The sequence below is a fragment of the Pseudonocardia hydrocarbonoxydans genome (assembly GCF_006539565.1).
Classification (GTDB): Bacteria; Actinomycetota; Actinomycetes; order Mycobacteriales; family Pseudonocardiaceae; genus Pseudonocardia; species Pseudonocardia hydrocarbonoxydans.
This window is the reverse complement of record NZ_BJNG01000012.1, coordinates 38,279-59,266: the sequence shown is the minus strand read 5'-3', so window position 1 is coordinate 59,266 and position 20,988 is coordinate 38,279. Positions and strand designations below refer to the sequence as shown.

Sequence of the window (20,988 nt, the reverse complement as noted above, 5' to 3'; positions counted from 1 at the left end):
CACTGGCCGCTCCACCTTCGACGGCGGGCCCACCGCCCGCCCCGGCGCACGAGGAGTCGGTCATGCTCAACCAGGTCAGCTGCGAGTGCGGGTACCAGGCCCGCGAGGACGACGAGGCGGCCGTGATCCGCACGGTGCAGCAGCACGTCCGGGACAGCCACCCCGAGCTCGTGGATCAGGTCACCCCGGACGTGATCCGGGGCTGGATCGAGCTCGTCCCGTAACCGGGCCCGCGATGTCCGTCATCACGGGGCTGCTCGCGCTCGCGGGCTGCATCGCCGTCGTGTGGGGCGTGGACCGGCTGCTCGACCGCGAGCCCGTCCCGTTCATGGTGCGCGTGCTCGTCGGCACCGCGCTCGGCACGGCGGTCCTGAGCGGCGCCGTCAGCGCCGCGGCCACCCTCGCGCGCTGACCGGCTCGCCGCGCGGTCCGTCGACGGCGGGCGCACGCCCGAACAGGTACCCGGCCGGGTCGAAGCGCCGCAGCCGGCGGCGCAGCTCGGTGGTGGTGCCCGGCCAGTTCGTGGTGTTGCGGCCCCGCCGGTCGAGGTACCACGCCCGGCACCCCGTCGCCCACACCGTGTCGACGAGCCGGCGCCGCACCTCCCGCTCCCCCACCCGTGCGACCTCCGGGTGCACCTCGACCCGGTCGGCGCCGAGGTCACGGGCGGCGGACAGCGCGGCGGCGACGTGGTCGACCTGGGCCTCCAGCACCGTCACCGAGGAGGTCTGGACGTTGGAGTTGGGGCCGGCGAGCAGGAACAGGTTCGGCGTGCCCGCCACCGCCGTGCCGAGGTGTGCCCGCGCGCCCGTGGCCGCGAACCGGGAGGCCAGCGACACGCCGTCGGGCCCGTGGAGCAGCCGGTAGACCGGCGGTTCCGCGGCGTGGAAGCCGGTGGCCAGGATCAGCGTGTCGACCGGGTGCTCGTGCCCGTCACCGTCGACGACCGATGCGGGCCGGACCTCGCGGACGTCACCGGCGACCGCGACGTTGGGCCGCACCAGCGTCGGGTACCAGGTGTTGGAGCGCAGCAGCCGCCGGCAGCCGATGTCCTCCGCGGGCAGCAGCCGGGAGCGCAGGTCCGGGTCGGTGACGGTGCGCCGCAGGTGGGTGCGCGCGAGCCAGGTCAGCTGGCGGCGCAGCCACCGGTGCCGCACCCCGAGCGCGACCGCCTCGGCGGCGAGGTAGACGCCGAGGCGCACCACCCGCTGGGCGGGCGGGAACCAGCGGAACAGCTGCCGTTCGACCGTGGTGACGGACCGGTCGAACCGCGGCAGCACCCACTGGGCACTGCGCTGCAGCAGCACCAGCCGGCGCACCTGCGGGGCGATCCGGGGGACGAACTGCAGCGCCGACGCCCCGCTCCCGACGACGGCCACCCGGCGGCCGCGCAGGTCGTGGCCGTGGTCTCAGCGCGAGCTGTGGAAGACCCGGCCGCGGAACGTGTCCAGCCCGGGGAGGTCCGGCCAGGCAGGCTCGTGCAGCGTGCCGCCCGCGGCGACGAGCCAGCGCGCGGAGATCGGGCCCGTGGAGGTCTGCAGCCGCCACCGCCGGGTGCCCTCGTCCCACTCGCCGCGCAGCAGCCGGGTGCCGAGGCGGACGCTGCCGGTCACGGCGAACCGGTCGGCGGTGCGGCGCAGGTAGTCGAGGATCTCCGCCTGCCCGGCGTAGCGGGCGCTCCACCCGGGGTTGGGCGCGAAGGAGTAGGAGTAGAGCGCCGACGGCACGTCGCAGCCCGCCCCGGGGTAGGAGTTGTCGCGCCAGGTCCCGCCGATCGCGTCGGCCTGCTCGATGGCCAGCACGTCGTGGCCCTGGTCCCGCAGCCGGATCAGGGCCGCCAGCCCGCCGAACCCGGAGCCGACGACGACCACCTCGCGCCGCTCGACGGGCCGACCACAGCTATCGACGGGCACGCCCGGCGGACCAGTACACGAACACCGACGCGACCAGCAGGGCCGGCGCCAGCGTCAGCGAGGCGGGGTTGCCCCCGACGATCCCGCCGCCGACCACCGCCCCGGCCATGACCAGCGCCAGCACCGCCGCGACCGCGCGGACGCCCAGGCCGGCCACCAGCGCGAGCCCGCCGAGCACCTCGACCAGGCCGGTCGGGTACACCAGCACCCCGGGCAGGCCGTAGGAGGCGAAGTCGGCCACCCAGCGGGCGTGGTCGGTGAACTTCGGGACGCCGAACACCACGAACAGGACCCCCGCGACCACCCGCACGACCGCCGCGGGCCGCGGCATCCGGTGGTGCAGACCGGTGCGCAGCACCTGGTCGATCGTCATCGCGCCCTCTCGTCGTCGGCCGAGGGCCATGGTCGCCCGCCGCACGTGAAGGGCCGGTGAGTGACCCCGCATCCACCCGGTGGCCGCCGGTCGGGCGGGAGCGGGGCCGGGGACGAGCGGGTAGGCTTCACGCGTCGGTAATCTCGCCGACCCTCAGGGCAGACCACTCGTTGACCGTCGGGCTCACCGCCCCGCCACGATCCCGTCGCCTTCTCTGAGACTTTCTCAGAGGAATCCATGCCCTCGCTCGTCAGTGGTACCGCTCGTCCCGTCGTGTCCGGATCGACCGCCCCCGCAGAGCCCTTCGCGCTGCCCACCGGCTCCACCGCCGTCGTCTACTGCGAGGGGCAGTTCGGCGAGCAGGACGGCAAGACCGCCAACGGACTGGTCCGGCACTCGGAGCGGTACGAGATCCTCAGCGTCGTCGACAGCGTCCGGTCCGGGGTCGACGCCGGGCGCCTCCTGGACGGTGTCGCGAACGGCATCCCGGTGCTGGCCTCGCTCGACGAGGCCGTCGCGCACGCCGGCCGGGTGCCCGACTACCTGATCTGCGGCCTGGCGCCCGCCGACGGCCTGCTGTCGGACGACCAGCGGATCGTGCTGCTCGACGGCATCGCCCGCGGGATGCACGTGATCAACGGCCTGCACGAGTTCCTCAACGACGACGCCGAGTTCGTCGCGGCCGCGGCGACCGCCGGCGTCACCGTCACCGACGTGCGCCGGCCCAGGGCCAAGCGCGACCTGCACCTGTTCTCCGGGCGGATCGCCGACGTCACCTGCCCGCGGATCGCGGTGCTGGGCACCGACGGGGCGATCGGGAAGCGCACCACCGCCACCCTGCTGGTGCAGGCGCTCAACGCACGCGGCATCAAGGCGGTCATGGTCGGCACCGGGCAGACCACCCTGATCCAGGGCGGGCGGTACGGCGTCGCGCTGGACGCCCTGGTGCCCCAGTTCTGCTCGGGCGAGGTCGAGCACCAGGTCGTCGCCGCGTTCGAGGGCGAGGACCCCGACGTGATCGTCGTCGAGGGCCAGGGCGCGCTGAGCCATCCCGCGTACCTGACGTCGGCGCACATCCTGCGCGGCAGCCGCCCGGCCGGGGTGATCGTGCAGCACGCCCCGAAGCGGGTGGTGCTCGGCGACTTCCCGATGGTCCCGATGCCGACGGCAGCGAGCGAGATCGCGCTGATCGAGGCGTTCGCCGACACCCGCGTCATCGGGGTCACGATCAACCACGAGGAGATGACCGGCGACGAGCTGGCCGACGCGATCGAGGAGCACCGCACGCAGCTCGGGCTCCCGGTCACCGACCCGCTGACGCGCCCCGCCGCGGAGCTGGTCGACATGGTGCTGGCGGCCTTCCCCGCCCTCGCCGCAGCACTCTCCGACCCCGTGTGACGGCCCCGCGGATCGACACCGACCTCGGCAAGATCGAGCAGAACACCCGGATCCTGGTCGACCGGCTCGCGCGGGTGGGCATCCGGGTCACCGGGGTCACCAAGGCCGTGCTGGGCTCGCCCGGGGTCGCCGCGGCGATGCTCCGGGGCGGCGCCTGCGGCCTCGGGGACTCCCGGGTGCCCAACCTCGCCCGGCTGTCCGCACCGCTGCGCACGCTGATCCGCACCCCGATGCTCAGCCAGGCCGGGCGGGTCGTCGACGTCGCCGACGTCAGCCTGAACACCGGCCCCACCGTGCTGGCCGCGCTCGACCACGCGGCGTCGCGGACCGGACGGGCGCACGGCGTCGTGCTGATGATCGAGCTGGGTGACCTGCGTGAGGGCATCGCACCCGACGACGCCCCCGAGGCCGTGCGGGCCGTGCTCGGGCACCCCTGGCTACGGCTCGCCGGGCTCGGCGCCAACCTCGCCTGCCAGAACGGCGTCGTGCCCGACGACCGGAACATGGGCGTGCTCAGCGCGCTCGTCGAGCACGTCGAGGCGCGGCACGGGATCTCCCTCGACGTCGTCTCCGGCGGCAACTCGGCGAACCTGAGCTGGGCGCTGAGCACCGGCCACGTCGGCCGGGTCGACGAGCTGCGGCTCGGCGAGGCCATCCTGCTCGGCGTCGATCCGCTCCACCGGACGCCGATCCCCGGCCTGCACACCGACGCCTCGACGGTGGTCGCCGAGGTCATCGAGGTCGCGGTGAAACCGGCCCGGCCCTGGGGGGACCGCGCCCAGGCCGCGTTCGGCGACGCCCCGGCCCGCACCGGCACCGGCCCGGTGCACCAGGCGATCCTCGCCCTCGGCCGCCAGGACGTCGACCCCGACGGCCTGCGGCCGCCCGAGGGCGTCACGGTCCTCGGGACGAGCAGCGACCACCTGGTCGTCGACCTCGGCGACCACCTCGTCGAGGTCGGCGACGAGATGGGCTTCGGGGTCGGCTACGGCGCGTTCCTGCGGGCGATGACGTCGCCGTTCGTGCGCAAGGTCGAGCACCCCGGCCGCCCGGCTCAGGGCAGCAGGGCCCGGACCTCCTCGGGGTCCGGCCCACCCGGCTCGATCACCACGACGGCGTCGTCGAAACCGGCCTCGGCGTAGCGGTGGAGCTGTTCGCCGACGGCTCCGAGGTCACCGGTCACCGGGATGGCGCACACCATCGCCCGGCGTCCGCCCGCGGCGCGGTACCGGCCGTGGGCCTCGACGATCTGGTCCGGCGTGGTCCGGTAGCCCGAGGCCAGCCAGCCGTCGAACTCCCGCGCCGCCCGCTCCACGTTCTTCCCCCACGACCCGAGCAGCATCGGCGGCACCCGCGACGGGGCGGGGCCGAGGTCGGCGTCGGCGTCGCGCCCGTGGGTGACCAGCTCCCGCACCCGCCCCACGTTCTCCCGGAAGACCCGGAAGCGCGTGGCGTGGTCGCGGCCGAGCGTAGCGAAGTCGACGGCGGTCGACCCGGGGCTGACGCCGAGGGTCAGCCGGTCGCCGCACACGGCCATCAGCGAGAGCACCCGGTGCGCGAGCTCGGCGGGATGGTGCAGCGGGATCTGCACGGTGGCCGTGCCCAGCTCCACGCCCTCGGTGACGGCGGCGGCCACCGCCAGCGTGACGAACGGGTCGGGCACCAGGTAGCCGCGCCCGATGACCTGGTGGATCCACAGGCTCTCGAAGCCCGCCCCGGCCAGGCGCCGCGCCCACTCCGCCGTCGGCGGGGGCGGGCCCGGGGACAGGTGGGCCAGCGTCGCGCCGAGCCTCATGTGGTGCGCTCGGCGGCGAAGCGGGCGTACCAGCGCAGCGCGTCGGGGTCGTCGACGGAGGCGATGTTGGCCGCCTTCTCCAGCGGCCGCCCGCTCAGCAGCTTCTTGATCGGGACCTCCAGCTTCTTGCCGCTCAGCGTGTGCGGCACGGCCGGGGCCTGCACGATCTCGTCCGGGACGTGCCGGTTGGTCAGGCGGGTCCGCAGGGTGGTGACGATCTTCTGCTTCAGCTCGTCGTCGACGGCGTGGCCATCCGCGGGCACGACGAACAGCCCGAGCCAGTACGCGTCGTCGGGCAGCTCCAGGCCGATCACCAGCGTCTCGGTGATCTCCGGCAGGGTGTCCAGCACGTCGTAGAAGTCGCTGCTGCCCAGCCGCACGCCCTGCCGGTTGAGCGTGGAGTCCGACCGGCCGTGGATGGAGATGCTGCCGTCGGCGTGCATCGTCACCCAGTCGCCGTGGCGCCAGACGCCGGGCCAGGTGTCGAAGTAGGACTCGGTGTAGCGGGTGGAGTCGGGGTCGTTCCACAGGTGCACCGGCATCGACGGCATCGGCTGGGTGATCACCAGGTCCCCCACCGCGTCGACGACCGGCTTCCCGTCCTCGTCCCATGCCGCGCAGTCGACGCCCGCCAGCACGCCGCCGATGCGGCCCGCCCGGACCGGGGTGTACTCGTTGGCCCCGACGAACGCGCCCGAGATGTCGGTGCCGCCGCTGGTGGAGTCGATGCGCAGGTCGTCGCCGACGTTCTCCATGATCCAGTGGTAGCCGGCCGGGGGCAGGGCCGAGCCGCTGACCATGACGTGCCGCAGGCGGTTGCGCGGTGGCACGGCCCCGCTGTTCGCCGTCGCCGTGATCACCGCCGCGCCGATGAGCATGACGTCGGCCTCCGTGCGGGCCGCGACCTCCCACACCGCGTCCGCCGGGAAGCCGGGGCTGCCCTCGTACAGGACGATGCCCGCGCCGTGCATCAGCGTGTCGACCTGCATGTTCCACAGCGCCCATCCGGTGGAGGTGAACGCGAACATCCGCTCCCCCGGCCGCATCCCCGCGTAGAGCCCGGCCCACTTGGCGCCCTCGAGGGTGATGCCGCCGTGGCCGTGCACCAGGCCCTTCGGCAGGCCGGTGGTCCCGGAGGTGAACAGCACCCACAGCGGGTGGGAGAACTCGACCTGCTCGAACTCCGCGGGCGCGTCGGTGGCCAGCAGCTCCGACCACGGCGTCGCGCCGTCCGGGGCGGGCCGGTCGAACACGTAGGGCACGTGGACGACGTGGCGCACGGTCGGGAGGTTCGCGCGCAGCTGCGCGACGACGTCGCCGCGGTCGATCTCCCGGCCGTTCCAGTGGTAGCCGTCGGCGGCGATCAGCACCGTGGGCTCCAGCTGCGCGAGCCGGCCGATCGTGCCGTCGGCACCGAAGTCCGGGGAGCAGCACGCCCACACCGCACCGACCGCGGCGGTGGCCAGGCAGGCGATCACGGCGTGCTCGGTGTTGGGCAGGTAGGCACCCACGCGGTCCCCCGGCCGCACCCCCGCCCGGCGCAGCCACCCGGCCGCCGCGGCCACCGAGCGCCGCAGCTCGGCGAAGGTGATCTCCCGCGCGGGCGTGCCGCCCTCCCGCACGCACACCAGCGCCGCGTCGGCGTCGGCGCCGCGACGCAGCAGGTGCTGGGCCCAGTTCAGCCGCGCCCCGGTGAACCAGCGGGTGCGCGGCATCTCCTCGGCGGTGCGCACCTCGGTCCACGGGGCGGAGAACTCCACCCCGAAGTACTCGACGACGGAGAGCCAAAACCGGCCGACGTCCTCCACCGACCAGGCGTGCAGGGCGTCGTGGTCGGGGAAGGGCCGCCCCTCGCGCTCCTCCAGCCGGTCGAGGAAGGCGCGCAGGGCGGAGCCCTCGATGCGGGCCTGCGTCGGGGTCCAGAGCGGGTCGGGCTCGTGCGGCGTCGCACCGGACGGGGTCATGGTCCGAACATAGAGGCGGCGGACGGTGACGAGCACCCGGTCGGCGGTGCCGTTGAGGCTCCGTTGAGATCCACATGAGGTCGGATTGAGGTGGCCGGAGCAGACTGCGTGCCGGTGGTCACAGGAGCCTGTTCCGGCACGCTCCCGCACGCCGTGACCCGGCCAGCCGATCGTCAGCCAGGACCCGCACTGCCCGGAGCCGGGAACGCTCGACGACGAGAACCCGAGGAGGCTTTACCCCATGAAGCTCGCTCTGTACCTGCCGAACTTCCGCGACGAGGTGACGGTCAAGGAGATCGAGGACCTCACCGCGCTCGCCGAGGACCGCGACTTCGACTCCGTGTGGACGCTGGACCGGGTGTTCGTCCCGGAGTCCTCCGACCGCGGTGAGCTGCAGCACCCGTTCGGCATGATGGACGGCCTGCCCAACGGCCTGCCGGTCGTCGCCCGCGGCAAGTGGCTCCAGGGCTACCCGCTGCTCCCCTGGCTCGCGGCGAAGACGTCCAAGATCCGGTTCGGCATGAGCATCACCAACACCCCGTTCCGCGGCCCGGCCGTGCTCGCCACCGAGCTCGCCACCATCGACCAGCTCTCGGGCGGGCGGCTCAACGTCGGGGTCGGCTCCGGCTGGATGCCCGAGGAGTTCGCCGCGTCCAGCGTGCCGCAGCTGTTCCCGCGCCGGCACGCGCACGTGCGCGACACCCTCGAGATCATGAAGGGCATCTGGGAGAACGACGTCTACGAGCACCACAGCGAGTTCGCCGACTTCGAGCCCGGCGGCTTCGGCCACAAGCCGGTGCAGACGCCGCTGCCGATCTTCTTCTCCGGCCTCAAGGACCCGAAGCGCTCGGCCAAGCGCATCGCCAAGTACGGCCTCAACGGCTGGATCGGCATCCAGGACACCCCCGAGGACATCAAGCGCTGGAAGGGCGAGATGGAGCGCGAGCTCAACGAGCTCGGCCGCGGGTTCCCGGAGGGCTTCGAGATGTCGACGATGATCTGGACGGTCATCACCGACGAGCCGCTCGACCAGAGCGACAACGGCAAGGTCACCAACCTGCTGGCGGGCACCGCGCAGCAGATCGAGGACCGGCTCAAGGCCTACAAGGAGGCGGGCCTGACCATGCCGCTGATCTGGCCGCCGTTCCGCGACGTGCCCACCTCGAAGACCATGGACGACCTCAAGCGGATCAACGACGAGATCCTGCCCAAGGTCAACGCCAGCTGAGTCCCGCACCCCCCGGGCCGGGCCCCGCACGCCGTCACGGGTGCGGGGCCCGCTCGCGTCGGGGGGGTCAGCCGGCCGAGGCGGCCCAGCCGGTCCAGGCCGACACCGCGATGGAGACGACCGGCCCGCGCGGGCGGCGGGCCACGTAGGCCGGGTAGCGGGCTGCCAGCGCGTCGACGGCCTCGTCGTCGGTGTCGAGGACCGTCGCGGTGCCGTCGGCGCGGGCCCACCACAGCCGGGACCAGTCGTCGTCGTAGACGTCGACCAGCAGGCACACCGCGGGCTGCGCGGCGATGTTGTCCAGGCGCCGCAGGCGGGTCGTCGTCTTCGGCTTGTCGTCGACGACGAACACGACCCGCTCGCCGAGCACCGCGAAGGTGACCGGCACCAGGTGCGGCACGCCCCGGGCCGAGACGGTGGCGAGGCGGGCCACGCGGGAGGCGGCGAACCGCTCCCGGGCCTGCTCGGCGGACAGCCGCATCAGCCGCGGCCCGGTCGTCGGCTCATCGGGCACCCCCCACCGCGGACGACCTGCCCGCCCCGGGAGGCTACAACGCCGGGCGCTGGTCGCAGGCCCGGCGGGCGCGGTCGTGCAGCCCGGCCAGGACCCGGACCAGCGGGTCGGCCGCGTCCTGGTGCAGCAGCCCGATCCGGGCGGCCTCCACGAGCCGGTCGTCGCACTCGACCGGATCGGGCTCGGGTGCGGCGCGCTCCGCATCGCCGGGCATTCACGGACCCCTTCACCGTCGGCCGACTCGTTCGGGTGATCACACGATAACGCTGCGCTGCACGTCCCGCACACCGGACGGTCCCCGGCCGGACGCCGCGGCGGCGGCGCGGCTACGGTCGGGCCCATGAGTCGTCCGAGCAGCCGCGTCGGCCGGTACGTCCGGATGGTCGCCCAGCCCGGGCAGGGGCCGGCGCTCGCCGACACCCTCCTGCGCGTCGCCGACGGCCTGCGCGACGCCCCCGGCTGCGAGCTGTACATCGTCAACACCTCGCCCGACGAGGCCGACACCGTCTGGGTCACCGAGGTGTGGGCCGACGAGGCGGCGTCGGACCGCGCGCTGTCCGGCGAGCTGGGCGAGGTCGGCATCGGCGACGTGCTGGGGCTGCTGGCCGGGCCGCCGGAGCTGGTGGACCTCACCCCGCTCGGCGGCGCCGGCCTGCCGCGTCAGTAGCGCCGCTGCGCAGGGTTGCCCCCGGGCGATCAGGCGTCCTCGCGCTCCTTCTTGCGCGACGCCTTGAGCGAGCCCGGGTGCGCCTTGGCGGTGGGGTCGCTCCTGGTCTTGATCAGGCTCGCGACCGTGACGACGACCAGCACCACCACGATCACGACCAGGCTGACCGGCGTGGAGATCTCCGGGACGTCCGGGGAGATGTCGACGTGGGCCCAGTGCAGGATCAGCTTGACGCCGATGAACGCCAGGATCACCGCGAGGCCGGCCGAGAGGTACACCAGCCGGTCGAGCAGGCCCTTGACCAGGAAGAACAGCGCCCGCAGGCCGAGCAGCGCGAAGGCGTTGGCCGCGAAGACGATGTAGGGCTCCTCGGTGACGCCGAACACCGCCGGGATGGAGTCGAGGGCGAACAGCAGGTCGATGCTGCCGATCGCGATCAGGACGATGAACAGCGGCGTGACCATCCGCCGCCCGTCGACGCGGACGACCAGCTTCCCCTCGACGTACTCCTCGGTGACCGGCAGCAGCCGGCGCGCGGCCTTGACCACGCCGTTGTCCTCGATGTCGGGGTCCTCGTCGCGGTGCCGGAACAGCTGCACGGCGGTGAAGATCAGCAGCAGCCCGAACAGCAGGAACATGAACGAGAACAGCGACAGCAGCGTGGCACCCAGGGCGATGAAGATCGCCCGCATGATGAGGGCGAGCACGATGCCGAAGGTCAGCACCTTGTGCTGGTGCTCCTCGGGCACCGCGAACGTCGTCATGATGATCACGAAGACGAACAGGTTGTCGACCGAGAGGCTCTTCTCGACGATGTAGCCCGCGAAGTACTGCGTGCCGAAGTCGCTCCCGTAGCTCGCCATGAACCACAGTCCGAACGCGACGGCGACGGCGATGTAGAACACCGACCACGCGGTGGCCTCCCGGAACCCGACCTTGTGCGGTCGCAGCGCGGCCAGGATCAGGTCGAGGGCGAGCAGCCCGACCACGAGCCCGATCGTGACGCCCCAGGTCAGCCCGGTGATCTCCAGCACGGCGCCCTCCTTGGCCGACCCTTTACCGTCGGTGAGATTACCGGGTCGTGGCGAAGACGCCATCAGGGAAGCAGCCGGCGGCGAGCAGCGCCCGCACCAGCACCCCGCCGATGTCGCCGAGACGGGCCGCCCCCTCCGCACCGAGGTGCTCCCAGGGGCCCGCGCCGAGCCGGTCGGTGTCGCTCTCGATGCCCTTCCGCAGGGCCGCTCCGCCCTCGGTGAGCGCCCCGTCGGAGGTGAGCAGGCCGCGGTCGGCGAGCCCGGCGACGGCGCCGTCCCACTGCTCCTGCGACCAGCCCCTGCTGGCCATCGCGAAGGAGGTGACGAACCCGCGACCGGTGGCGGTGTAGGTGACCAGCGCCTCCAGCCCGGACAGCCCGGCCCCGGAGAGCACCGCGATGTGCCCGTCGCCGCGGTGCTCGCGCAGGATGCTCAGCGCGTGCCACAGCACCAGGTGCGGCACGGTCGGCCACTCCAGGTCGAGGTGCCCGGCCGCGAGCGGGCGCCCGTCGACGGCGCAGGACTCGGCCGCCTGCCGGGCCAGCGCGGCGGCCTCGGCGACCTCCAGCGACGCGACGACCTCCTCGCCCAGCATCCGGCGCAGCGCGGCGTCGGCGGCGGCGAAGCGGGCCGCGACCAGGGACTCCGGGCTCGCGAGCGTCCAGGCGTCGGGGATGCTGCGGGCGACCAGCGTCGGGTTGAAGTTGTAGAAGGTGGCTGCCACGACCCCCGGCCCGACCGCGCCCATCGGCGCCGCGCGCCCGGCGAAGTAGCTCATCCGCCCCGGCTTCAGCCCGGCCGCGGTGAGCAGCTGCTCCGTCTCCGGCGCGAAGTAGATCATGGCGTGCAGGGGCTCGAGTGCGCGCGCGAGGCGGCCGGAGTCGCGGATGTCCACCGCCGGACCGTACCGGCAAGATCGACGTGAGTGATCCGCGGCCGAACCGGGTAGTCCGGCGCGGACCGTTTCCCGATCTTCCCCAGGAGGCTCACACCATGGCACTCGACGACTCCGACATCACCACCACCGACGGCTCCGGCACCGAGGGCCCCGCCGACTCCGGCGCGGGCCAGGGCACCCCCGGCGTCAGCGACGGCGGCGCGGACGGCGGCGCCGACTCCGGCGCCGAGGGCCCCGCCGACTCCGGCGCGGGCGAAGGCACCCCCGGCGTCTCCGACGGCGGCGCGGACGGCGGCGCCGACAGCGGTGCGTGAGCACGCCTCCGTCGACGCCGGGCGCCCCTCCGCGGGCCGCCCGGCGTCGGCGCTGTTCCGGGCGACCGGCCTGGAGCCGGCCGCGTTCGCCGACCGGCACTGGGGCCGGGCGCCCCTGCTGACCCGCGCGGCCGACGCCGGGTCCTTCCGCGACCTGCTCGACCTCGACGGCGTCGACGAGCTGCTGTCCCGGCGCGGCCTGCGCACCCCGTTCCTGCGGCTGGCCCGCAACGGCTCCGTCGTCGGCTCGTCGTCGTTCACCGGGCCGGCGGGCGTGGGCGCGGAGATCGGCGACCAGGTGCGCGACGACCGGGTCGCCGCGCTGTTCGCCGACGGCGCCACGGTGGTCCTGCAGGCGCTGCACCGGCTGTGGGCCCCGGTGACCGACTTCGCGACCCGGCTGGGCGCCGAGCTCGGCCATCCCGTGCAGGCCAACGCCTACGTCACCCCGGCGGCCTCGCGCGGCTTCTCCGCCCACTACGACGTGCACGACGTGTTCGTGCTGCAGCTCGCCGGCACCAAGCACTGGACGGTGCACGCCCCCGTCCACGACGACCCGCTGCGCGACCAGCCGTGGAACGACCACGCCGCCGCCGTCGCCGCCAGGGCGCGCGACGCCGAACCCGTGATCGACACCGTCCTGGAGCCGGGCGACGCGCTGTACCTGCCGCGCGGCTGGCTGCACTCGGCCACCGCGCAGGGCGAGGTGTCGGCGCACCTGACCGTCGGCGTGCACGTCGTCACGCGCTTCGCGCTCGTGGAGGCGCTGACGGCGCTGGTGGCGGGTGACCCCGCGCTGCGGGCGTCGCTGCCGCTGGGCCTCGACGTCGCCGATCCCGACGCCCTCGCCCCGAACGTCGACGCCGTGCGCGACGCGCTGGTGGACGCGCTGGGCCGGGTGCCCGTCGCCGACGTCGCGCGGCGCGTGCGGGCGCGGGTGTGGGAGGGCAACCGGCCCGAGCCGGTGCGGCCCGTCGCGGGTGCCGCGTTCGCCGCCGGCCTCGCCGTCGGGGACGCCGTCCGGCTGCGTGCCGGGCTCGGGCACCGCGTCGTCGACCGCGGCGACACGGTCGTGCTGGAGCTCGCCGACCGCGAGATCGCGCTCCCGGCCCGGACCGCTCCCGCGGTGCGCGCGGTGCTCGACGGCGGGACCCACCCGGTCGGTAGCCTGCCGGACATGGACGGGCCCGATCAGGTCGTGCTGGTGCGCCGGCTGCTCGGGGAGGGCGTGCTCGTCCCGGCCACCCCGGGATGACGCGCTGCTCCGACCTCGCCGCCGGGGACGCCCGGGAGGGCACCGCGCCCCCCGGCGAGCGCTGGTTCCTCGTCGAGCACCCGGGGCCGTGGGGGCGGGTCGCGTTCGCGCAGTCCGGCCTCGATCCCGCGGTCGTCACCGCCCTGGACGCCTGGGCGCGCACCGCGCGCGGGCGGGTGCTGCTGATCCGGCGCCCCGGGAGGCGGTCCGCGGGCGGGCCCCGGCGCTGGTTCCGCGTCGACTCCCGGCCCGGGCACGAGTCGGTCCGCACCGGCACCGTCACCGACGACGCCGGCCTCGTCGACGCCCTCTCCGCCCCCGGCACCGCGCATCCGGAGCCGCTGTACCTGGCGTGCGTGCACGGCCGCCACGACACGTGTTGCGCGGTGCGCGGCCGCCCGCTCGCCGCCGCGCTGGCCGCCGTCGAGCCCGACCGCACCTGGGAGTGCTCGCACGTGGGCGGCTGCCGTTTCGCCCCGGCGCTCGTGCTGCTCCCGCACGGTTTCGTCCTCGGCGGGACCTCACCGGCGCAGGGCGTCGCGGCCGCGGCGGGCTACGCCGACGGGGTCGTCGACCCCGCGTTCCTGCGCGGTCGCAGCACCGACCCGCCCGCCGTCCAGGCCGCGCAGCACCACGCCCGGCTGGTCACCGGGGCCCGCGGCGTCGACGCGCTGCGGGTCGTCGCCGTCGACGCCCCGGGCACCGGGCGCTGGCGGGTGCGGATGGCCGGGCCCGACGTCGAGGTCGAGCTGACCGAGCGCCGCGTCGACCCCGGGCGCCCGCTGACCTGCGCCGCCACCGCCCCGGGGTGGATGCGCGAGTTCGACGTGCTCGCCCTGCGGTCCTGAACGGCGCCGTGCGGTGGTCAGCTCAGGTCCGCGCGCACCGCCGCCACCGCCTCGGTGTCCAGCAGGCCGTGCTCGGCGGCGTGCTGCGCGATCTGGATGCTGTCGTCGGCGGCCAGCATCGGCACGCCCAGCGCGGTGATCTCGGCGGCGAGGGCGTCGATCTCGTCGTTGCGGCCCAGGTCGAGGCCGGTGACGCGGCGGATGTAGACCCCGGCCACGCGGTCGGGGAACTCGCGGGCGATGTCGCCGTAGATCTCCGGGTCCTCCTGGCCGCTGTCGCCGATCAGCACCAGCCGCAGCTGCGGGTGCTCGTCGAGCAGGCGGCGCACCAGCGCAGGCTTGTGGGCCTGCGCCCCGATCCGGAACAGGCCCGTGTGCGAGGGCCCCCAGTCGGTGAGCAGCAGCGGCCCCAGCGGGAAGCCGCGCATGGAGACGAACTGCAGCAGCATCTCGTGCAGGTTCCACGGGCTCGTCGACACGTAGAACACCGGCCGCTCCGGCTTGCCCGGCTTCGCGACCAGCGCCCGGTACAGCGCGGCCGCGCCGGGCAACGGGGTGCGCTCCTCGACGTCGGTGAGCAGGGTGGCGCGCAGGAAGTCCAGGCCGCGGGTGAGCCCGGTGTGCAGGATCGTGTCGTCGACGTCGCTGATCACGCCCACGTCGACCGCCGGGTCGACGAGCAGCACCCGCGCGGTGGCGCTCGCGCCGTCGGGGCCGGACAGGCCGATCTCCAGCCACCCCGGCTCCACACCGGAGAGCTCCAGCTCGTGGTCGACGTATCCGTCGCGGTTGGTGCGCACGACGACGTCGCCGCCGGGGGCGTGGATCGTCACCTCCGCGCGCGGCACCTCGACGGTGAGGAAGCGCGCGAGGCTCACCCGCAGGGTCGCGCGGCGCGAGCGCGGCGACGGCGTGGTGTCCCCGATGGCGACGGCCGGGGCGGACGGCTCCACCGCGGCGCGGCGGCCCAGCACCAGCCGCGCCCCGACCCGCGCGCGGGCGGTGGTGCCGTGCCCGATGAACGGGATGATCACCGGGTGCCGGTGGCCGCCGATCCGGGCGCCGGTGGCGATCCCGGCCTCGACGACGTCCTCCAGACGCAGCAGTGCGTAGGTGAACTGTCTGCGCCAACTCCGTGCCGTCACCCCGTCACCGTATCGGCCGCGGTTACGCTCGGCCGTGTGCGAACCGCGCTGCTCGACCTCGACGGCACCCTCGTCGACTCCGCCGCCCTGATCACCGAGCACCTCAGCGCGGCCCTGGCCATGCTCGGGGTCACCCGGACACCGCGCGAACTGCTCCCGCTCGTCGGCCCGCCGTTCGAGACCGCGCTGCCCGCGCTCGGCCTCACCCCGGAGCAGACGACCGCGGCGATCACCGCCTACCGCGCCACCTACGACGCCGTCGCCGCCACCGAGACCCCGCTCTACCCGGGCACCGTCACGCTGCTGGAACGGCTCGGTGGCCTGCGGCTGGCCGTCGCCACGTCGAAGCCGGAGCCGGTGGCGCGGCGCATCGTCGCGGGGGTGGGGATCGAGGCGCACTTCGTTCTCGTCGGCGGGGCGGACCAGCCGAACGGGCGCCTGGGCAAGGCCGCCGTCATCGGGTCGGTGCTCGACCGGCTGGGCCTGGACCCCGCGCGCGAGCCCGTCGTCATGGTCGGCGACCGCCACCACGACGTCGACGGGGCCGCGGAGTTCGGCATCCCGACGCTCGGCGTGTCGTGGGGCTACGCGCAGCCCGGTGAGCTGAGCGGGGCGGCGAAGGTCGTCGGCGGCGTCGACGAGCTGGTCGACGCCCTGACCGGCGACGCGCACTGGTCCACCACCTGACCCCCGCGAGTCGGGACATCCGTGCGCCCGAGTCGGGCCGTCCGTGCGCGGATCAGTCGGCGGGGGTCTGGACCCAGCCGTAGCTGCGGTCGACCGCCCGGCCCCAGTTCGCGTGCTCGCGGCGGCGCAGGTCGGGGTCCATGGCGGGCTCCCAGGCGGCGGCGCGGTGCCAGTTGGAGCGCAGCACCTCGACGTCGGACCAGTGCCCGACCGCGAGCCCGGCCGCGTACGCCGCCCCGAGCGACACCGCCTCCGAGCCCAGCGGCCGCTCCACCGGCACGTCGAGGACGTCGGCGACGAACTGCATGAGCAGGTGGTTGGCCGTCATCCCGCCGTCGACCTTGAGCCGGGTGACGGTGACGCCGGAGTCGAGGTTCATCGCGTCGACGACCTCGCGCGTCTGCCAGCCGGTGGCCTCCAGCACGGCGCGGGCGAGATGGCCGCGGTTGATGAACGAGGTCAGCCCGACCATGACGCCGCGGGCGTCGGGATGCCAGTGCGGCGAGTACAGCCCGGAGAAGGCGGGCACGATGTAGCACCCGCCGTTGTCCTCGACGGTCTCGGCGAGCGTCTCGATCTGCGCGGCGGTGCCGATCATGCCGAGCGAGTCGCGGAACCACTGCACCAGCGAGCCCGTCATCGCGATCGCGCCCTCCAGGGCGTAGACGGGCCGCTCCCCCAGCAGGTAGCCGACGGTCGGGATCAGCCCGTGCGACGACTCGGCGATCCGCTCGCCGGTGTTCATCAGCAGGAACGCGCCGGTGCCGTAGGTGCACTTGGCCTCGCCGGGTGCGAAGCAGGCCTGGCCGACGAGCGCGGCCTGCTGGTCGCCCAGCGCGCCCGCCACCGGCACCCCGGGCAGCACCGCGGTGCACACCCCGTACACCTCGGCGTTGGAACGGATCTCCGGCAGCATCCGGCGCGGCACGTCCAGCACGTCGAGCAGCGGGTCGGACCACTCCCGGGTGCGCAGGTCCATCAGCATGGTGCGGCTGGCGTTGGTGACGTCGGTGACGTGGGCGCCGGTGAGGTTCCAGATCAGCCAGGTCTCCATCGTGCCGAACAGCAGGTCGCCGGCCTCGGCGCCCTCGCGCGCGCCCGGCACGTGGTCGAGGATCCAGCGCAGCCGCGGACCGGCGAAGTAGGTGGCGGGGGCCAGGCCGCACAGCCGCGTGATCATCGGGGCGTGCCCGTCGTCGACGAGGCGGGCGACGATGCCGTCGGTGCGGGTGTCCTGCCAGGTGACGGCCCGCGAGATCGGGACGCCGGTGTGCCGGTTCCACACCACGGTGGTCTCACGCTGGTTGGCGATGCCCAGCCCCACCAGGTCGTCGGGGGTGAGCCCGGCCGAGCGCAGTGCGGCGGGGACGACGCGGCGCACGTTGCGCCAGATCTCCGCGGCGTCGTGCTCGACGAGCCCGGGCGCCGGGTAGTGCTGGCGGTGCTCGCGCTGGGCGACGGCGAGCATCCGGCCGGAGCGGTTGAACAGCAGACAGCGCGTGGAGGTCGTGCCCTGGTCGATCGCGGCGACCACCCGCTCCCCCTCACCGGGCACCCCGGGACTCGGGGCCGGGATCCGGGGGACTCGCGGGGGTGGCCCGCGAGTCCCCCGGATTCCGTGGGCGAGTCCGGGCCGTCACGGCGTGCCCTCGACGAGCGACGCGGAGATCTCCCGGGCCGCGGTCACCAGGTGCACCGCGACGGCCGGGCGCAGCTCGCCGCCGAGCCCGAACAGCTCCTCCACCGGCCCGACGACGGCGATCGCTCCCGCCACCAGCCCCCCGCTGCCCCGCAGCGCCGCGGCCGCGCCGCCGAGACCCGGCTCGCACTCCCCGCTGTCACCGGCCCACCCGCGCCGCCGGGCCACCGCGAGGTGGGCCTCCAGCGCCGCGACCGTGACGCAGGTCCGGCCGGTGTAGCGGGTGAGCACGAGTTCGCGTGGAGGCGGGGTGGCGACGGGGGCGAAGGCGAGCAGGCACTTGCCCACCGCGGTGGCGTGCAGCGGGCGCTCGTCGCCGGTGCGGATCGACTGCGGTGTGCCGTCGGGCCGGAAGACGTGGTGCACCAGGCGCACCGCGGGGCCGTCGGGCACGCCGAGCTCGACGGCGAGCCCGGTGCTGCCGGCCAGCGAGTCGGCCCAGTTCATGGCGCGGGCGCGCAGGTCGTGGCGGTCCCAGCCGCCGCTGCCGAGCTCGCGCAGCGCGCTGCCCAGCACGTAGCGCGCCGACGGGTCCTGCTCGACGAACCCGACCTCGCGCAGCGTGCGGACGATGCCGTGCGCGGTCGGGCGGGGCAGGTCCAGCGCCGCGGCGATCTCGTTGATCCCCAGCGAGCGACCGGTGCTGCCGAGCAGCCGCAGCATCGCTGCGGCCCGCTCGATCGACTGGATGGATCCCGGCATCACCGTGACCCTATCGAGTGTGACGTGCGTCCGAACGGCGGTTCGACAATGTCGAACACCGGACGTTGACCGGCACCGGACGGGTTCCTAGCGTCGGCGTACGGCCTGCTGTGGGGGCGGCCGACGAGAGAGGACTTCACCGATGAAGAACTCGTACCTCGGGGAGCTGAGTGCCGAGTTCCTGGGCACCATGATCCTCATCCTGTTCGGCGTCGGGGTGGTGGCGCAGGTCGTCACCACCCCCGACGGCAGCCTCGGCGACCACGACTCGATCGCGTGGGCCTGGGGCATCGGCGTCACGCTGGGTGTCTACGTGGCCGCCCGGCTCTCCGGCGCCCACATCAACCCGGCGGTGACGATCGCGCTGGCCGCGTTCAAGGGTTTCCCCTGGCGCAAGGTGCTGCCGTACGCCCTGGCGCAGACCGCCGGCGCGTTCGTGGCGGCGCTGATCGTGCGGTTCGTCTACTCCGACCTGATCCTGTCGGTCGACCCCGGTCTCACCGACACCCAGGGCATCTTCTCGACGCTGCCCGGCAACGGGTCGGGGCCGGCCACCATCCCGACCGCCTTCTTCGACCAGATCGTCGGCACCGCGATCCTCGTGTTCGTGGTCTTCGCGTTGACGACGGCGGCCAACAACCCGCCGCTGGCGAACCTGGGTCCGGTGGTCGTCGGGCTGCTGGTCGTCGGCATCGGCATGGCCTGGGGCGCCAACGCCGGCTACGCGATCAACCCGGCCCGCGACTTCGGTCCGCGGCTGGCCTCGTTCCTCACCGGATACCAGACGGCGTGGGTGGACCAGAACGGCACCCCGTACTGGTGGTTGCCGATCGTGGCCCCGATCATCGGCGGCCTGATCGGCGGGGCGCTGTTCAAGTTCATGATCGAGGGGTTCCTGCCGCCCGAGGTGGAGAGCCTGACCGTCTCCGAGCCGACCGTGCCAGAGCCCCGCGGCGCGGCGTCCGACACCAACCAGAACGCGTAGAGGGAGAGCTCAATGGCCGAGTTCGTCGGAGCCGTCGACCAGGGCACCACCAGCAGCAGATTCATGATCTTCGACCACGGCGGCAACGAGGTCGGCCGCCACCAGCTCGAGCACGAGCAGATCCTGCCGCAGGCCGGATGGGTCGAGCACAACCCCGTCGAGATCTGGGAGCGCACCTCCGCGGTCATCCAGACCGGGCTCAACAAGACCGGGCTGTCCGCGTCGGACCTGGCCGCGCTGGGCATCACCAACCAGCGCGAGACCACCGTGGTCTGGGACAAGCGCAACGGACGCCCGCTCTACAACGCGATCGTCTGGCAGGACACCCGTACCGACCGGATCGCCACCGCGCTGGACAAGGACGGGCGCGGCGACGTCATCCGGCAGAAGGCGGGCCTGCCCCCGGCCACGTACTTCTCCGGCGGCAAGATCCAGTGGATCCTGGAGAACGTCGACGGGGCGCGCGAGGCCGCCGAAAGCGGCAACGCGCTGTTCGGCAACACCGACACGTGGCTGATCTGGCAGCTCACCGGTGGCGTGAACGGCGGGGTGCACGTCACCGACCCGACCAACGCCAGCCGCACCATGCTGATGAACCTGGAGACCCTCGACTGGGACGACGAGCTCCTCGGCTTCTTCGGCGTGCCCCGCCAGATGCTGCCGAAGATCGAGCCCAGCTCCTGCCCCGGCGGCTACGGCACGACCCTCACCAACGGCCCGTTCGGCGGCGAGGTGCCGATCACCGGCGACCTCGGCGACCAGCAGGCCGCCACCGTCGGCCAGGTGTGCTTCGCGCCCGGCGAGGCCAAGAACACCTACGGCACCGGCAACTTCATGCTGCTCAACACCGGTACCGAACTGGTGCGCAGCAAGGCGGGGCTGCTCACGACCGTCGGCTACAAGTTCGGCGACGAGCCGGTCGTCTACTGCCTGGAGGGTTCGATCGCCGTCACCGGGTCGGCGATCCAGTGGCTGCGCGACCAGCTCGGCATCATCTCCGGGGCCTCGGAGAGCGAGACCCTGGCCCGCCAGGTCGAGGACAACGGCGGCGTCTACTCCGTGCCCGCGTTCTCCGGGCTGTTCGCGCCCTACTGGCGATCCGACGCCCGCGGCGCGATCGTCGGCCTGTCGCGCTACAACACCAACGCCCACCTGGCCCGGGCCGCGCTGGAGGCGATCTGCTACCAGAGCCGCGACGTCGCCGAGGCCATGGAGAAGGACTCGGGGGTGCACCTGGAGACGCTCAAGGTCGACGGCGGCATCACCGCCAACGAGCTGTGCATGCAGATCCAGGCCGACGTGCTCGGCGTGCCGGTGAGCCGGCCCGTCGTCGCGGAGACCACGGCGCTGGGCGCGGCGTACGCGGCGGGGCTCGCGGTGGGATTCTGGAAGAACACCGACGAGCTGCGTTCCAACTGGAACGAGTCGAAGCGCTGGACGCCGGAGTGGTCGGCCGAGCAGCGTGACGCCGGTTACGAGCAGTGGAAGAAGGCGGTCACCCGGACGTTGGACTGGGTGGACGTGGGCTGAGTCGGCCCATCCACGGACGAACGGACGAAGGGAATCACC

General features: G+C 73.9%; 24 protein-coding genes. 12 read left to right on the top strand and 12 right to left on the bottom strand.

Annotated features, from left to right (window positions below; translation table 11 throughout):
* Positions 1 to 62: 62 nt before the first annotated feature.
* On the top strand, positions 63 to 224 hold the full coding sequence (locus PHY01_RS06335; RefSeq protein ID WP_141277587.1) for a DUF1059 domain-containing protein: 162 nt from the start codon (positions 63 to 65) through the stop codon (positions 222 to 224).
* 11 nt (positions 225 to 235) lie between these two features.
* Positions 236 to 412, top strand: a complete 177-nt coding sequence (locus PHY01_RS26250; RefSeq protein WP_170183665.1) for a hypothetical protein — start codon at positions 236 to 238, stop codon at positions 410 to 412.
* On the opposite strand, the gene PHY01_RS06330 is transcribed toward PHY01_RS26250, so the two are convergent.
* From PHY01_RS06330 to PHY01_RS06320, 3 genes are read right to left on the bottom strand one after another with little or no spacing between them, the layout of a single operon-like run.
* Complete coding sequence (locus PHY01_RS06330; protein WP_141277586.1) at positions 384 to 1,379, bottom strand: flavin-containing monooxygenase; 996 nt, start codon at positions 1,377 to 1,379, stop codon at positions 384 to 386. The two genes, PHY01_RS26250 and PHY01_RS06330, sit on opposite strands and share 29 nt — an antisense overlap.
* 30 nt (positions 1,380 to 1,409) lie before the next feature.
* Positions 1,410 to 1,913, bottom strand: coding sequence for a flavin-containing monooxygenase (locus tag PHY01_RS06325; protein ID WP_141277585.1), 504 nt, complete (start codon positions 1,911 to 1,913; stop codon positions 1,410 to 1,412).
* A complete protein-coding gene (locus tag PHY01_RS06320; RefSeq protein ID WP_170183664.1) occupies positions 1,900 to 2,286 on the bottom strand; it encodes a DoxX family protein in 387 nt (128 codons plus the stop codon). The genes PHY01_RS06325 and PHY01_RS06320 overlap by 14 nt, the downstream gene beginning before the upstream one ends.
* A gap of 273 nt (positions 2,287 to 2,559) precedes the next feature.
* Between PHY01_RS06320 and PHY01_RS06315 the strand changes: the two genes are divergently transcribed.
* Both PHY01_RS06315 and PHY01_RS06310 read left to right on the top strand, forming a co-directional pair.
* Positions 2,560 to 3,684 carry an N-acetyltransferase DgcN family protein gene (locus tag PHY01_RS06315; RefSeq protein ID WP_218030031.1) on the top strand — a complete coding sequence of 375 codons (1,125 nt, stop codon included), beginning with the start codon at positions 2,560 to 2,562 and terminating at the stop codon, positions 3,682 to 3,684.
* Positions 3,681 to 4,826, top strand: coding sequence for an alanine/ornithine racemase family PLP-dependent enzyme (locus tag PHY01_RS06310; RefSeq protein ID WP_141277582.1), 1,146 nt, complete (start codon positions 3,681 to 3,683; stop codon positions 4,824 to 4,826). The genes PHY01_RS06315 and PHY01_RS06310 overlap by 4 nt, the downstream gene beginning before the upstream one ends.
* On the opposite strand, the gene PHY01_RS06305 is transcribed toward PHY01_RS06310, so the two are convergent.
* Positions 4,739 to 5,479: an LLM class flavin-dependent oxidoreductase gene (locus PHY01_RS06305; protein WP_141277581.1), complete on the bottom strand. Its 741-nt coding sequence runs from the start codon at positions 5,477 to 5,479 to the stop codon at positions 4,739 to 4,741. The two genes, PHY01_RS06310 and PHY01_RS06305, sit on opposite strands and share 88 nt — an antisense overlap.
* Positions 5,476 to 7,443, bottom strand: coding sequence for an acetoacetate--CoA ligase (locus PHY01_RS06300; RefSeq protein ID WP_141277580.1), 1,968 nt, complete (start codon positions 7,441 to 7,443; stop codon positions 5,476 to 5,478). Before PHY01_RS06300 ends, PHY01_RS06305 begins: the two co-directional genes overlap by 4 nt.
* 241 nt (positions 7,444 to 7,684) lie before the next feature.
* On the opposite strand from PHY01_RS06300, the gene PHY01_RS06295 reads away from it, so the two are divergent.
* On the top strand, positions 7,685 to 8,671 hold the full coding sequence (locus tag PHY01_RS06295) for an LLM class flavin-dependent oxidoreductase (RefSeq protein WP_141277579.1): 987 nt from the start codon (positions 7,685 to 7,687) through the stop codon (positions 8,669 to 8,671).
* A gap of 67 nt (positions 8,672 to 8,738) precedes the next feature.
* On the opposite strand, the gene PHY01_RS06290 is transcribed toward PHY01_RS06295, so the two are convergent.
* Entirely contained in the window at positions 8,739 to 9,152 is a 414-nt protein-coding gene (locus PHY01_RS06290) for a TIGR03668 family PPOX class F420-dependent oxidoreductase (RefSeq protein WP_141277643.1), read from the bottom strand.
* 67 nt (positions 9,153 to 9,219) lie between these two features.
* Entirely contained in the window at positions 9,220 to 9,399 is a 180-nt protein-coding gene (locus PHY01_RS26835; protein ID WP_174824087.1) for a hypothetical protein, read from the bottom strand.
* 126 nt (positions 9,400 to 9,525) lie between these two features.
* On the opposite strand from PHY01_RS26835, the gene PHY01_RS06280 reads away from it, so the two are divergent.
* On the top strand, positions 9,526 to 9,852 hold the full coding sequence (locus PHY01_RS06280) for a putative quinol monooxygenase (RefSeq protein ID WP_174824086.1): 327 nt from the start codon (positions 9,526 to 9,528) through the stop codon (positions 9,850 to 9,852).
* A 29-nt stretch (positions 9,853 to 9,881) separates the two neighbouring features.
* Here the strand turns inward: PHY01_RS06280 and PHY01_RS06275 are convergent, their stop codons facing one another.
* The gene (locus tag PHY01_RS06275) at positions 9,882 to 10,886 is read right to left on the bottom strand and encodes a TerC/Alx family metal homeostasis membrane protein (protein ID WP_141277578.1); all 1,005 of its coding nucleotides are present in this window, start codon (positions 10,884 to 10,886) and stop codon (positions 9,882 to 9,884) included.
* A gap of 37 nt (positions 10,887 to 10,923) precedes the next feature.
* On the bottom strand, positions 10,924 to 11,781 hold the full coding sequence (locus tag PHY01_RS06270) for an SCO6745 family protein (protein ID WP_373865357.1): 858 nt from the start codon (positions 11,779 to 11,781) through the stop codon (positions 10,924 to 10,926).
* A 98-nt stretch (positions 11,782 to 11,879) separates the two neighbouring features.
* Here PHY01_RS06270 and PHY01_RS06265 point away from each other — a divergent pair, with 98 nt between their 5' ends.
* Genes PHY01_RS06265 through PHY01_RS06255 form a run of 3 tightly spaced genes read left to right on the top strand, consistent with a single transcriptional unit; the run spans position 11,880 to position 14,201 of the window.
* The gene (locus PHY01_RS06265) at positions 11,880 to 12,098 is read left to right on the top strand and encodes a hypothetical protein (RefSeq protein ID WP_141277577.1); all 219 of its coding nucleotides are present in this window, start codon (positions 11,880 to 11,882) and stop codon (positions 12,096 to 12,098) included.
* The gene (locus PHY01_RS06260; RefSeq protein ID WP_246085734.1) at positions 12,091 to 13,353 is read left to right on the top strand and encodes a cupin domain-containing protein; all 1,263 of its coding nucleotides are present in this window, start codon (positions 12,091 to 12,093) and stop codon (positions 13,351 to 13,353) included. Before PHY01_RS06265 ends, PHY01_RS06260 begins: the two co-directional genes overlap by 8 nt.
* On the top strand, positions 13,350 to 14,201 hold the full coding sequence (locus PHY01_RS06255) for a ferredoxin family protein (RefSeq protein ID WP_141277576.1): 852 nt from the start codon (positions 13,350 to 13,352) through the stop codon (positions 14,199 to 14,201). The genes PHY01_RS06260 and PHY01_RS06255 overlap by 4 nt, the downstream gene beginning before the upstream one ends.
* 17 nt (positions 14,202 to 14,218) lie before the next feature.
* Here PHY01_RS06255 and PHY01_RS26245 read toward each other — a convergent pair whose 3' ends face one another.
* A complete protein-coding gene (locus tag PHY01_RS26245; RefSeq protein ID WP_170183663.1) occupies positions 14,219 to 15,346 on the bottom strand; it encodes an App1 family protein phosphatidate phosphatase in 1,128 nt (375 codons plus the stop codon).
* A 36-nt stretch (positions 15,347 to 15,382) separates the two neighbouring features.
* Here PHY01_RS26245 and PHY01_RS26240 point away from each other — a divergent pair, with 36 nt between their 5' ends.
* Positions 15,383 to 16,033, top strand: coding sequence for an HAD-IA family hydrolase (locus PHY01_RS26240; RefSeq protein ID WP_170183662.1), 651 nt, complete (start codon positions 15,383 to 15,385; stop codon positions 16,031 to 16,033).
* A 52-nt stretch (positions 16,034 to 16,085) separates the two neighbouring features.
* Here the strand turns inward: PHY01_RS26240 and glpK (PHY01_RS06240) are convergent, their stop codons facing one another.
* Complete coding sequence (gene glpK, locus PHY01_RS06240) at positions 16,086 to 17,588, bottom strand: glycerol kinase GlpK (protein WP_141277573.1); 1,503 nt, start codon at positions 17,586 to 17,588, stop codon at positions 16,086 to 16,088.
* An 81-nt stretch (positions 17,589 to 17,669) separates the two neighbouring features.
* Entirely contained in the window at positions 17,670 to 18,434 is a 765-nt protein-coding gene (locus PHY01_RS06235; protein WP_141277572.1) for an IclR family transcriptional regulator, read from the bottom strand.
* 142 nt (positions 18,435 to 18,576) lie between these two features.
* Between PHY01_RS06235 and PHY01_RS06230 the strand changes: the two genes are divergently transcribed.
* Positions 18,577 to 19,419, top strand: coding sequence for an MIP/aquaporin family protein (locus PHY01_RS06230; RefSeq protein WP_141277571.1), 843 nt, complete (start codon positions 18,577 to 18,579; stop codon positions 19,417 to 19,419).
* Positions 19,420 to 19,431: 12 nt separating this feature from the next.
* The gene (glpK, locus tag PHY01_RS06225; protein ID WP_141277570.1) at positions 19,432 to 20,949 is read left to right on the top strand and encodes a glycerol kinase GlpK; all 1,518 of its coding nucleotides are present in this window, start codon (positions 19,432 to 19,434) and stop codon (positions 20,947 to 20,949) included.
* The last annotated feature ends 39 nt before the right edge of the window (positions 20,950 to 20,988 follow it).